11 protein-coding genes are annotated in these 12345 nt (G+C 53.7%); 2 read left to right on the top strand and 9 right to left on the bottom strand.

Translation table 11 applies throughout. The features are described from left to right. Positions 1-25 precede the first annotated feature (25 nt). Positions 26-613, bottom strand: a complete 588-nt coding sequence (locus G7G_RS0101180) for a TetR/AcrR family transcriptional regulator (RefSeq protein WP_010437480.1) — start codon at positions 611-613, stop codon at positions 26-28. Positions 614-785: 172 nt separating this feature from the next. Between G7G_RS0101180 and G7G_RS0101175 the strand changes: the two genes are divergently transcribed. Continuing rightward, positions 786-2180, top strand: a complete 1395-nt coding sequence (locus tag G7G_RS0101175; RefSeq protein ID WP_029621596.1) for an aminotransferase — start codon at positions 786-788, stop codon at positions 2178-2180. Between the two features lie 36 nt (positions 2181-2216). Here G7G_RS0101175 and G7G_RS0101170 read toward each other — a convergent pair whose 3' ends face one another. The 7 genes from G7G_RS0101170 to G7G_RS0101140 form a co-directional block, all read right to left on the bottom strand. Beyond that, positions 2217-3785 carry a trimethylamine methyltransferase family protein gene (locus tag G7G_RS0101170; RefSeq protein WP_010437477.1) on the bottom strand — a complete coding sequence of 523 codons (1569 nt, stop codon included), beginning with the start codon at positions 3783-3785 and terminating at the stop codon, positions 2217-2219. A gap of 25 nt (positions 3786-3810) precedes the next feature. Then, the gene (locus G7G_RS0101165; protein ID WP_010437476.1) at positions 3811-5010 is read right to left on the bottom strand and encodes an aromatic ring-hydroxylating oxygenase subunit alpha; all 1200 of its coding nucleotides are present in this window, start codon (positions 5008-5010) and stop codon (positions 3811-3813) included. An 8-nt stretch (positions 5011-5018) separates the two neighbouring features. After that, positions 5019-7085, bottom strand: coding sequence for an oxidoreductase (locus tag G7G_RS0101160; RefSeq protein ID WP_010437475.1), 2067 nt, complete (start codon positions 7083-7085; stop codon positions 5019-5021). A gap of 93 nt (positions 7086-7178) precedes the next feature. After that, positions 7179-8234 (bottom strand): ABC transporter substrate-binding protein, encoded by a 1056-nt coding sequence (locus tag G7G_RS0101155; protein WP_010437474.1) that lies wholly within the window; start codon positions 8232-8234, stop codon positions 7179-7181. Further along, positions 8231-9346, bottom strand: a complete 1116-nt coding sequence (locus tag G7G_RS0101150; RefSeq protein ID WP_010437473.1) for an ABC transporter ATP-binding protein — start codon at positions 9344-9346, stop codon at positions 8231-8233. Before G7G_RS0101150 ends, G7G_RS0101155 begins: the two co-directional genes overlap by 4 nt. A 20-nt stretch (positions 9347-9366) precedes the next feature. Beyond that, positions 9367-10161, bottom strand: coding sequence for an ABC transporter permease (locus G7G_RS0101145; protein WP_010437472.1), 795 nt, complete (start codon positions 10159-10161; stop codon positions 9367-9369). After that, entirely contained in the window at positions 10158-11021 is an 864-nt protein-coding gene (locus G7G_RS0101140) for an ABC transporter permease (protein ID WP_010437471.1), read from the bottom strand. The genes G7G_RS0101145 and G7G_RS0101140 overlap by 4 nt, the downstream gene beginning before the upstream one ends. A gap of 189 nt (positions 11022-11210) precedes the next feature. On the opposite strand from G7G_RS0101140, the gene G7G_RS0101135 reads away from it, so the two are divergent. Continuing rightward, positions 11211-11852: a TetR family transcriptional regulator C-terminal domain-containing protein gene (locus G7G_RS0101135; protein ID WP_010437470.1), complete on the top strand. Its 642-nt coding sequence runs from the start codon at positions 11211-11213 to the stop codon at positions 11850-11852. A gap of 299 nt (positions 11853-12151) precedes the next feature. Here the strand turns inward: G7G_RS0101135 and G7G_RS0101130 are convergent, their stop codons facing one another. Continuing rightward, positions 12152-12334: a hypothetical protein gene (locus tag G7G_RS0101130; RefSeq protein ID WP_029621594.1), complete on the bottom strand. Its 183-nt coding sequence runs from the start codon at positions 12332-12334 to the stop codon at positions 12152-12154. Positions 12335-12345: the final 11 nt, after the last annotated feature.

Genomic DNA, 12345 nt, shown 5'->3' with positions numbered 1-12345 from the left:
TTAGTCACCTCCACCCGCGGATCGACTAAGTGCTAAAGTGTCTAGGAAACACTGACTGCAGCACAAACAGGCAGATCTTCAAAGCCTCCGAGGGTTCGAAGATCTTTGAGTGCAAATGGTAGTCGGTCCAAAGTCCTTCCAACAAAGCAACCAACGCGTCTGTTGCAAGTTTGGCGTCTACATCATCGTACTCGCCTTCGACCTTTATTTGCTCCAACAGCTCCAGGATCACCGCGCGGAAACCTTTGTCTCGCGAGTCGATGAAAGGAAATATGTGTGGGTTCGAGAGCGCCTCAGCCCGAAAGGAAAACCAGATCGAGACGTCCCTTGCATTAAGGACCAAGGGGTCGAAATCTGCCTTTATGATAGAGATTAGTTTGTCTGCGGGGGCTAACTCTGGATTGAATGCAATGGCCTTCCACTGCCCCGCGTAGCGGACTGATAGATCCTCAGCCACCGCAAGCAGCAGCTTTTCCTTGGAACCAAAGTGTAGGTTTACCATCCCTTGCGACAATCCCGACAACTCCTGGATTCTTGCCGCGGTTGTGCCGCGAATTCCGTATTTATAGATGGCGTCCGCAGCCGATTGGATCAGCTGATTTCGGTTCTGCAACCTGCTGAGTTCCCGTGCGTTGGCTGGGGTATCGGGCTCGAGAGTAATTTTGCTTGTCCTTCGCTGGGGTGCTCTTTCTTGACCTTTTCGCACTTAACAGAGCAGAGGTTCAAGGATTGACATTGAATGAATGTTTGTTCATTTTGTGATATATGTTACATAACGGTGCCCTATGACCCTTTCGAACTCCGTCTTTCAATCCATACGCAATTGGGACAACGAGAACTTTCTGCACCCGTGGGAAGGCATGGCATATCTTGGCCAAAACGAACGGACCTTCGCCGAAAGTGGGCTTGGCGTTCACGTCGTGACAGAGGACGGAAAGCGCCTGATAGACGGCCCCGCTGGCATGTGGTGCATTCAATTGGGCTATGGAAACACCGAGATCGCCGATGCGATGGCTCAGCAGGCAAAAGAGATGGCGTATTTTTCGCCCTTCAACAACGCCAACTCAACTCCGGCCCGGTTGGCTCATGAAATCGCCAAGAGAACGCCGGGCGATTTGAACCATGTGTTCTTCACGACAGGTGGTTCAACGGCCGTGGACAGCGCACTGCGGTTTGTACAGTTTCGCAATAACCTGCTGGGAAAACCTGAAAAGAAAATCGTGATATCGCGACAGAAAGCTTATCACGGATCGACTTATTTGGCGGCCTCAGTTTCCGGAAAAGAGCGCGACAAGGGGTGGTTGGACCAGGCAAGCCACCTGACGCGCTTCCTACCGAATGTGAATCCGTATACGCGTCGCACCGATCAGACGGTCGACGACTTTCTGGACGAAAAAATAGCGGATCTGGAAAACATGATCCTACAGGCCGGCGCAGACAAGGTCGCTGCTTTTATCGCCGAACCGATATTGTGCTCTGGTGGCGTCATTGTGCCTCCGCTAGGATATCATCAGCGCTGTCTGGAAATTTGCCGGAAATACGATGTCCTATATATTTCAGACGAAGTCGTGACCGGTTTCGGGAGGCTTGGACATTGGTTTGCCTCCGAAGACGTCTTTGGAATTCAACCTGATATCATCACCTGCGCCAAGGGCATGACGTCTGGGTATATACCCATGGGAGCCTGCATCATCTCAGAACGGTTGATTGCAGATGTGAGCGGAGACAACGCACAGAACGCTACGTTTTCAAACGGCTTCACCTATTCCGGCCATCCGGTGAGTGCGGCAGCAGGTTTGAAAACCATCGAAATCATGGAGCGCGACGGCATTCTGGAACATGTCCGCGCGATCACACCGTTGTTCGAAGAGCGTCTCCAGGCTCTGGCAGACTTGCCGCTCGTCGGTGATGCGCGCGGTATGGGGTTGGTTGGCTGCGTTGAGTGCGTTGCGGATACCGAAGCTGACAATCTATTGGATCTAGACAAGTCCGTTGGTGCGATGATTGATCACCACTGTCAGGAAAATGGGCTGATCCTGCGGCCCATCATCAACATGTGTGTGTTCTCCCCTCCGCTGATCATCACGGAGGGCGAGTTAAACGAGATGTTTGACATCCTTGAAAAAGGAATCCGGCTGGCAACCGACGACCTGACGCGCCAAGGCGTATTCAATGCTTAGGCACAACCGCGAAGCCTGCCCTTCCTTTAGCAGCGCTTACCCAGCGCGCATTACCTCACGTGGCAATTTGATCGGGAACCTAGACCGAACCTCTTCATCCGCCTTGCTACCAAAGTAATTCGGGTAGTGATTGGACAGAATGTCATCCACAACGGATCGGCTACGTTCGAACATGTCCTGACGACCTGCTTTCTCCCAGGTATCAGTCAGCTCTCGGTCCAACAGGGACGGGTAGACATACTCGGTTTCCATGTACTGTAAGGTTTGAGCGTTGCCGAGGAAATGCCCGGGGTCGATTGCACATTCATGGATGACGTCGACCGAAAGCGTGTCGTCGCTCACCTCGATCCCGCGAAGCGTTCGTGAGATCATTCCAGCCGCCTCGTTGTCGATGACCATTGACTCAAAGCTACAGCCCATCAAGCTGCCGAGCATTCCGCCAAATTCGCAGAGCCGGTTGGCCCCGGCATGGGCCGCCAAAGCGAAGGTCAGCGCTTTTTCTAGACCGTATTGTGCATCGGGGATCTTGGAATCCGTCATACCACATCCGACGCTGGTCGGCAGGTTGTAGAAATTGCCCATCTGAATAGCAGCGGCTGAAATCAACGCCTGTTCGCCACTGCCGCCTGTAAACGATCCAGTGCGCAGATCAGTGATAAACGGCCAGGCTGCAAAGACCACCGGGGTCCCCGGATTGATCAAATTGGCGATGGCCACACATGACAAGGTCTCTGCCACCGCCTGTGCCAGCGTGCCAGCCAAAGGTGCAGGAGACGTAGCCCCAGCTTGCGGCGGGACCGCAAGATCGCAGACAAGCCCCATCTTCGCCGTATCAATCAGTATTTCCAGATTTTCCCGCCCGAATCTGAGTGGTGAAACGATAGGACACCCACCAAAAATCACCGAGGGTTTTTCAAGGAATTTGCCCTCCCCGCCAGACGCCAGATCGAACAGATGGATCGCGTCCTGAATATGCTCGCGCGTACGGAACGTCAGGCAAGATGGCTTCTCGCTACCCGCCAAGATGGCGTAGAGCATGCTCATATCGTGCTCGTAGTCTTGCGGCACATCCGTTGCCAGAACCGTATCACCAGTCATGTGGATGTTGTCGAGCCGGTCAACCAATCGGGTAAAGTCGTAAATGTCCTTGAGCGTTGACGGCCGGTAACTGCGAGTCTCCGCGTCGAAAGTTGTAACGGCAGTCCCGGAGTTTGCGTAATACACCTTGTCCTTGGTGCAGTGCATATCGTCCTTACCGGCCCGAGATCCGCGCGCATGGACATAAAACTCGCTGGCCGCCCTGGCCAGAAGGTCTTCCATCAACGCGCGAGGGAAGCACAGCCTACCATGCTCGTTCACCACCGCCCCTTTAGGCAGCACGAGATCAAGAACTTCCTGCGTTGGATCACCGACACCCGTACGCTCCAGAATGCCGAGGGCGGCTTCATGAATGCGCGACATGTCAGCGTCTGAAAGGGGCTTGTAGCGACCACCCGAAATGCCCGGCCAGATCGCTTGCGAAGCGACGTTGCTGGTTCGCACGGCGGCTCGTGCTTCACGTCCACCCGCGCGCCGTCTTGATCTGCGCTTCGTTAACTCTGTCATGGTATTTCTCCGAATTCTGAGCGTGTCAGATCATGCTGAAGTAATTGCGATAGAAGCCTGGAATGCTCCATTCCATCTCGGACAGCGGTCCCGGCACGAATTGGTGGGAGTTCACGCCTTCCTGATTGTGCCGTATGATCCGCTCATCATCGAGCGAAGTGACATGCCAGAGCCATGTCAACGCGTCCTTATCGTAGTCACGACCCTCTTGAGCGTCGCCGCGCACATACCAGACGATCTGAATATCCGTTTCCTGCAGGGCGCGCGGGACGAACCGGTAGCCAACAACGTGATCTGCATAAACAAGGAAATAGTTCAGTGTCCCGATCCCCAGATCAGTGGCACCACCATCGTGACCTTTCAGTTCACCCAAAGGCGGCGCCAGCGGCGCTCCATCTTTGCTGCCGGTCACATAGCCGGGAAACAGCGGATAGCGGCGCCAATAGACATCTGCACCCGGCGCGAGCGCGTTTTCTCCGGTCAGGTCTAGTTCCTCCAAGGGAACTCCGACTTCTCCCATTCGTTCATGAAGAGCCCCACCGAACTCCAGAACCTGAGCAGGATCCTTCAACGAATGACTGCGCGAATAGTCCTGATGAGACGGGGCGCAGTGATAGCATTCCAGATAATTCTCCAACGCCAGTTTCCAATTTGCTGGAACCGGGTATGAGGCTTCATGAGCGACCTTCAGGTTTTCAAAGTCGAACGGTTTTGACAGTGGGGCCAACCGCTCCAATGCAGCATCTAGCGGCGGGGCGTCTTCAGCTGCACAGACAAATATCAGGCCCTGAAATATCTGCACCTGAACCGGGAACAATCCGTATTGGCCCGGGTCGAAATCCGACCCCATTGATCGCCCGTTTCGTAGCTTGCCGTTCAAGTCAAAAGTCCACGCATGATAGGGGCATATGAAGTTGCGGGCTTTGCCTTTCTGTTCAATGCAAACCCTCGACCCCCGGTGGCGGCAAACGTTCAGATGCGCGCGCACCTCGCCCTCGCGATCCCGAACGATGATGATGGACTCGGGCCCATAGTCGAACAGGAAATAATCGCCCAGTTCAGCGACCTGACTAACATGACCGACCCAGATCCAGTTACGATTCCAGAACGTACTGATATCGTTCTCGTATACTGCCTGAGACGTATAGAAGTGACGAGGCAGGGCGAACCCTTTCCGCTGCGCGTCCATCAAGTCGCGCATTACTTGCAAGTCATCTTTTGGCATGGCGCACCTCACACAGGTTCAAGGGAAACGAGTTCCCGGCGGAAAAATTCGCGGTCGATGTCGTCTGCGTTGCGTTCGAAATTTCGAGCAGCCATGTGACCCGAATACACAGCATCCGCGATCAAGCCAGGGTTGGCGGCATCTCCGATTAATTCCAACGTATTCAGCAAACCCGCATTCGTACCGCACAGCTCGTCGTAAAGGGTGGTTTCTCGCATTCGCTGCGTCACCAGCACGACGGAGCTGCATTCAATGGAATTCTCTCGTCCCGTGTAGACGCACTGCAATGTCACCTGACCGGACGCGACATTGGCCAAGGTCTGGGACAGGTTCAGGTGAACGCCTTTTTCCAACAGACTTCGTTGCACTTTAGTCTGCTCCAACGTCAATTCGGTAAACGGCGAAACTAGTGAGGCCGGTGTTACAAAGAAAACCTCTCGCCCGGCTTGAGCTAAATGATCGGCCAAGACTCCACCGAGATAGGCTTGATCATCATCGTAGACCACAACCGGGCCGTCCTCCGGCACGACCCCGGTCATAATGTCATCTGGAGTAAAAACCCGAGAACCTAAACCGATTGATACACCGTGAAATGCAGATTTCCCGCGCCCGTCTCGTCGCCATTTTGCGCCAGTTGAAACAAAAACGTTCGGAATACCCAGCTCGACGACTTCACTGGCTGACAAAGGGCTGTCGGTGAACAGCTGAACGTTTCCGCGTTGTTGCAGGTCGTAGATTCTGTGATCTGTCACGCGCTTCCAAGCGGACAGCCCGGTCAGGCCAGCTTCCTGCAGCACACGGCCGCCAAGCTCTTGCTTTGCCTCAGCCAGAGTTACCTCGTAGCCTCGCCGCGCCAATTGCATGGCGCATTCAAGTCCGGCTGGTCCGCTGCCGACAACAAGAGCAGCTTCTTCTTTCACCCGACGCTCAATGATCTCAGGATGCCATTTCCTCCGCCACTCTTCGCCCATAGTAGGGTTTTGAGTACAGCGTATGGGGACGCCGAGAGAGTCAGATGAAACACAGATGTTACAACCAATGCATTCGCGGATTTCTTCGATGCGACCTTCCTTGATCTTGTTGGGCAGAAACGGATCAGCGATGGACGGTCGTGCCGCGCCGATAAAATCAAGGATGCCCTTCCTGACCAGTGACGCCATCAAGTCCGGAGACGTTAGACGCCCGACGCCCACAACAGGCTTGGAGGTCACTTGTTTCACAAACTCGATATATGAAGTCTGAAAGCCGTCGCGGGGCTCGAACCGGGTCGTCGCAGAATCGTTGCTCCAATCCGCCACGTTAACATCCCAAAGGTCTGGAAGCTCGGCCAACATTTCGACTACAGCACGGCCTTCTTCCTGCGCTTGCATCCCCTCTGACCCGAGCATTTCATCAACCGCAAACCGAAGGGCAATGGCGCAATCATCTCCAACCTCTTCCTTGGTTTCTTCCAGAATCTCCCGGGTCAGACGCACCCGGTTCTCCAACGAACCTCCATATTCATCCATTCGATCATTGAACTGTGGCAGCAGAAAATGATGCGGCAGGGTCATGTGATGCCCGGCATAAACATACACAATATCGAATCCTGCTTCGCGCGAACGACGAGCCGCAGCGCGATGCCACTTGCGGAATTCGCGAATGTCCGCTTTGTCCATCGCCCTGGCCTGCTTGGGATAGGCGGTTTGCAAGGCTAGTTCTGACGGCGCCAACAAAGGTGCCCGGCTCAAATGGTTTTGCGCATGATGGCCATTGTGAGCCAATTCAATGGCCGCCAAGGAGCCCTTTCCATGCACCGCATCGGTCATAAGACGTAGCGCCGGGATATCCCGTTCATCCCAAAGTCGGTTTTCGGCAAAGGGGGACAGGTCGGAAGTCGGGTGAATTTCCGTCTCTTGATTAGAAACAACAGCCCAACCACCCTCGGCCTTCATTGCCCGCATGGCGGCTTCGGCCTGCGGTCGCAGGTGCCCCATGCCGTTGCAGTGGGGCACCTGATAGAACCGGTTTCGAGCCGTCACTGGCCCAATTTGAACCGGTTCGAAGAGTACAGAGCATCCTTCAGCGCTTGACATTGCCGCGCTTCCTCCAAGAAATTCGGAAATAGTTTGGTGGGAATGGAAGGGTTCCTACGTCCCCACCATTCCCGCTATGTTGTATAGGCGTCCTTAGAAGCCAGCTTTGATGCGCTCGAACTCCTTCAACATCTTGGCTTCCAGCTCAGGGTTTACCGCGTCAAAAAACAGGCTGCCTTCAAAGAAGCTGTCCACATCCGAGAACCCGTAGGTTTCGATCAGTTCCGGGTCAGCTTGGGCAAACGCGTCCTCGTTGGCGTGGGCGTATCCCCAGCTTTCGATAATGTATTTACCGCTTGCGGCAGAGCTAAGCGCGTTCAGCATGTCATAGACTTGCTCATCCGACTGCTTGGCAGATTTCAGATGCACATAACCGCAGACCCAAGTTGCGATGCCTTTGTCCACATCACGCATCATGACCGCTGGGGTTTCGTTCCAGATCAGGTTCAGTTCCGATTGGTTCCATCCCCAACCCAGCGTGACCTCCCCGCTGGCAATTGCCTGATCCAGTTGGCCGGCGTCAGACCAATAAAAGCGCACATTCGGATGAATCGCCCGCAGATAGTCCCCTGCTTTTTGAAACTCCTCGTCACTCATATCGGTATAGCTGGAAGCGCCAGTTGCTAATGCCGCCATTGCAAAGGCACTGGAAGCGGCGTCCGGAATGGCGACTTTGCCCTGATAGGCGGGATCGGCAAGCAATTGCAGCGAAACATCGTCAGCCGAAATCATATCGGTTCGATAGATAAGGCCAGTATTGCCCCATTCGAAAGGCACCATGTAGGTCTGCCCGTCGATGGTGATGCCGTCGACCTCTTTGATCTTGGGCATCAGTTTGTCCCAATTCTCCAGCTTACTGGTGTCGATCGGCTTGATCATGTCTGCCGCTACCCATTTTCTCAGGGCGTCTGTGCAGGGGTGTGCCAAATCGGCTTCAAACCCAGACTGAAGCTTGGTGAACGCTTCTTCCACGCTGCCAAAATAGGTGTAGCTGGGCGCGCCGCCGTACTTTTCGACATAGTCGCCGTAGAAACCCTGATCCTCATATCCGGACCAGTCAAAAACGGTCAGATCAGCGGCATTGGCGAGAGCTTGACTGGCCGTAAAGGTGGCAACCAATGCTGCCGTAAGTGAAGCTGTTTTACTCATTTCTCTCCTCCCAAAGATTCACGTTTACCCAAGTCGATCACCGAAGCGCTTTGAACGCCCAGCCAGACGGTATCGCCCCGGCTGTGATCGACTGTGTGAAAGTAATTCGGTACGGCGACGGCTATGCTGTCCTTCAAACCATCGACCCGCACATAATAGTGGACGCTCTCACCATAGAAGGCGACGTCGGACACCTCGCCCTGAACAAGAGCATCGTAACCATCCGGTTTTTCCGCGCTGATCTCCAATTGCTCGGGCCGTACGCCGACCAGAAGCTCTTTATCGTGCACCTGAACGTTGGGGTTCACCCCGATTGTCATCTGCCCAAATCCTTGAACATTAACCTCCAGCGATTCAGAGTTCTCAGCTGTCACCTCGGCATCCAGAAAGTTCATTCCACCGATGAAAGACGCCACCTCCCGGTTACAGGGTTGGGAATACAGAACCTCTGGCCTATCCACCTGTTTGAGCTGCCCGGCGAACATGACGCCGATGCGGTCGGACATGGTCATCGCCTCGTACTGGTCATGCGTGACCATGACGAAAGTAATTCCAAGCTTTTGCTGCAGACGGCGCATTTCCAATTGCATCGCTTCCCGCAGATTCTTGTCCAACGCGGACAAAGGCTCATCTAGTAATAACACCTTGGGCCGCATGACGAGTGCCCGGGCGAGCGCCACTCGTTGCCGCTGACCGCCCGACAATTCGTTGGCCTTGCGGTCCTGCAAACCGCCAAGTTCAACCATCTCAAGTGCCTCGGCAACGCGTTCCTTGATTTCGTTTCGCGAGAGCTTTGTCTTGCGCAATCCGAAGCCAACATTGTCGCCGACATTCAGGTGCGGAAAGATCGCATAGCTTTGGAACACCATATTAGTGGGACGCTTGTTGGCAGGCACCTCTCCCATCGTTCGACCATTGATCCGGATCTCGCCTTCTTCGTGATCTTGAAAACCCGCGATGATGCGCAAGGCTGTTGTCTTTCCGCAGCCTGAAGGGCCAAGCAGCGAAAAGAACTCTCCCTCTTTCAAGGTCAGGTTCAGATCGGACACAGCCACAAAGGAACCAAAGCGTTTTTCGACGCCCTTGATCTCGATGATGTTCTGTTCGCTCATCTTACTTGTTTCCTTTGGCTTCAATCGGAGGATTGGATGGAACGGCGGCGGAAGTATTCGGCAATCAACAACAGCAGAACGGAAGACAGCAAAAGCAGAGATCCCAGCGCCAACGTGTTGGGCAGCTTTGCCGGAAAGCGAATTTGGCTCCAGATATAGACCGGCAATGTCGGGCTGTTCCCGGATAGGAAAAAGGCCAGGACGAACTCGTCAAAAGACACGGTAAACGTGACCAAAAGGCTGGCGATGATGCCTGGTGCGACAATTGGCAGAGTGACGCGCCGAAACGTTCCCACGACGCTTTCACCAAGATCGAATGCAGCCTCCTCCAAGGATTGGTCGAAATCGTCAAATGCAGACTTCATGATAGATACGGAAAAGGGCAACGCCACGAACACATGCCCGAGGATCACGGTGGTCAGCGATGGTTTCAAGCCGATGCTGATGAACAGAACCAACATCGAACTGGCCACGATGATGCCGGGAATGACCAGTGGAAGCATGACCAGTCCCTCAGACAACTCACGCCCCGCGAAACGATACCGAACATAGGCGCGAGCTGCGAAGAGGCCCAGAGATGTTGCCATCAGGGCAGTCACGCTGCCGACGATCAGAGAATTCACCATAGCCTGTAGCAGCGTGTCCTGCTGACCCAACTGCGCGTACCATTTCAGCGTAAAACCCTTCAGAGGGAAAGCCACGATGGTTCCGTCATTGAACGAAAACAGCGGCAAGAGCAGAACTGGCAGATACAGAAACACCAGATAGGCGATCGCGTAAACAGCCAACCATGGGATACGAATGACCTTGGTCATCTGATCCTCCGGCCCAATGCGGTGACGGCCACCACGAACACGATTGCAACGCAGCCAACCGAAAGCATGGCAAGCAGAGACAGGGTTGCACCCAACGGCCAGTTGTTGGCGGCGCCAAACTGCACCTGGATCAAGTTCGCTACCATTTTGCCCTGCGAACCTCCGACCAAGGCTGGAGTGACGTAATCGCCCACCGTGGGAATGAAAATGATCAGGCAGGCCGCGATGATACCCGGAACTGTGAGGGGCAGAGTCACGCGGACAAACCTTTCGAGTTTGCTGCAACCTAGATCCGTTGCAGCCTCCAACAGGCTGCGATCGATCTTTTGCAGCGACACATAAATCGGCAGGATCGCAAATGGCGCCCAAGCGTGGGCGAGAGTCAGGACGACGGCGAACTCGTTGTAGAGCAGGAATGTCAGTGGCTCTTGTATCAAACCAAGTGAAATCAGCGCTGAGTTCAGCACCCCGTTGAAGCCAAGAATTAGCTTCCAGCTGAACACGCGCAGAAGGTAACTGCTCCAAAAGGGAATTGTGATCAGCAACAGCCAGAGGGTCTTCTTCTGTGTCCGAAACGCGATGAAGTAGGCAATCGGATAGGCCAGACAAACCGTCGCCAATGTCACCGCACCCGCAATTGCGACCGAACGGATCATCAGATGCCGAACCAGCGGGTCGGTAAACGCCTCTTGGTAATTCGCCCACGTCAGTTTGCGGTCAATCTCGACATAGGTCTGGGTCCAAAAGCTGTAGGCGACAAGAATGCAAAGCGGAACAGCCACAAGCAGGCCGACATAAAGCGTCGCAGGCGCGCTCAGTGCCAGGCCCTTGCCCGTTTCACTTCTTAGTACTCCGGCCATGCTTCCCTGCTGAACTTCGTTTTCGGTGGCGCGACATGTCGATAACAAAATGGACAATCGTCCATTTAAATCTGGAATTTTTGGACTAGTTGTGTCAACTGATAATTTCGCCACCGGGGCTGGCCAATTTCACACCGGCCACTAAAGAACACCGCAAGAGACTGAAAACAAACAGAGACACCTGATCAAATGACTGGAAGACGACAAGAAATACGCGAACGAAATCGCCTTTCCCTGATCGAGGCAGTACTCGACTCGGTCGCAGAGAAAGGGATTTCCGAGACCTCAGTCAGCGAAATTATTCAACGTGCCGAGCTATCCCGTGGCATGATTCACCTTCATTTTGGCGGCAAGGATAACTTGGTTGACGAAGCCGCCCGCCACTCTTCCGAACAATACTACAATGGAATTTATGACTTGTTGGAAACGACCGGGCAAACCGGGCAGGAGCATATCGAGATGATTGTTCGGGGCGACTTGAGTGAGGCCATTCTCAATAAGAAAACCGTTTCCATTTGGTACGCGTTTCGTGGCGAGGCCCGAAACAGAGCAGCAATCGCTGCGTTTTCAGATACCCGCGATGCTAAGCTTCGTAATCTGGTTTTCAACGCTTTCGCTCGAATTGCGAAAGAAGCTGGAACCGAACACCCTAATCAAGTTGCTAGGGATGCCACGCACGGCACACTCGCAATGCTGGAAGGCATGTGGACCGATTACCTACTCCACCCGGATTCATTTGATCGCGACGAAGCAATGAGAATTGTTTTTCGATTTCTGCGCGCAATGTTCCCGATGCATTTTGACCTAAACGGCGCTTTGTTGTTTGAGTAGAGCTTGCGACAGGTTTCCTATCTGACTGCTTTAGAAGTGGGCAATCCTCATCTTTCAGTCAACATGATTGAAGCACAGTACGGACGCAAAAAGTTCAATTGAATCACCTGCTATCCGCAACCCAAAGCTGAGGAATGTGCCATAGCAATCCGCGAACATCGCAGTAGCGGTTTTATGTGAAGCCATCTCCGGTTGAGTGATGGCCGTTCATTGGAACGAGTGCGAAAGGCTGCCTCGCGGACATTGCCGACAAAAAAGACAAAACTAAAACTCTGGTTTGCGATAGGATAAACCGTTGCTTAGGCGGCCAGTTTTTTGATTTCAACCTCGTTCAAGCGCTCTTGGTTTTTTGCGCTACCAACTAAGTCTTCAGGGATACTTGAACCGAAGAGCTCGAACTTTCGAGTGCTACCCACTGTGATCGGTTTCTCGTTAGCAAAAAGACTGCTATCAAATGAGAACGAATTATCGGTTCCGATCATCTGAATGTGAG

Origin of the sequence: Ruegeria conchae, from assembly GCF_000192475.1 — a bacterium.
Lineage (GTDB): Bacteria > Pseudomonadota > Alphaproteobacteria > Rhodobacterales > Rhodobacteraceae > Ruegeria > Ruegeria conchae.
This window is presented reverse-complemented; position numbering and strand designations above follow the sequence as displayed.

Bases quoted from the DNA above. Each gene is read 5' to 3' on its own strand.
- G7G_RS0101160 (WP_010437475.1), bottom strand. From the start codon at position 7,085: ATGTCAAGCGCTGAAGGATGCTCTGTACTCTTCGAACCGGTTCAAATT.
- G7G_RS0101150 (WP_010437473.1), bottom strand. From the start codon at position 9,346: ATGAGCGAACAGAACATCATCGAGATCAAGGGCGTCGAAAAACGCTTT.
- G7G_RS0101175 (WP_029621596.1), top strand. From the start codon at position 786: ATGACCCTTTCGAACTCCGTCTTTCAATCCATACGCAATTGGGACAAC.
- G7G_RS0101140 (WP_010437471.1), bottom strand. From the start codon at position 11,021: ATGGCCGGAGTACTAAGAAGTGAAACGGGCAAGGGCCTGGCACTGAGC.
- G7G_RS0101165 (WP_010437476.1), bottom strand. From the start codon at position 5,010: ATGCCAAAAGATGACTTGCAAGTAATGCGCGACTTGATGGACGCGCAG.
- G7G_RS0101135 (WP_010437470.1), top strand. From the start codon at position 11,211: ATGACTGGAAGACGACAAGAAATACGCGAACGAAATCGCCTTTCCCTG.
- G7G_RS0101155 (WP_010437474.1), bottom strand. From the start codon at position 8,234: ATGAGTAAAACAGCTTCACTTACGGCAGCATTGGTTGCCACCTTTACG.
- G7G_RS0101130 (WP_029621594.1), bottom strand. From the start codon at position 12,334: ATGATCGGAACCGATAATTCGTTCTCATTTGATAGCAGTCTTTTTGCT.
- G7G_RS0101145 (WP_010437472.1), bottom strand. From the start codon at position 10,161: ATGACCAAGGTCATTCGTATCCCATGGTTGGCTGTTTACGCGATCGCC.
- G7G_RS0101170 (WP_010437477.1), bottom strand. From the start codon at position 3,785: ATGACAGAGTTAACGAAGCGCAGATCAAGACGGCGCGCGGGTGGACGT.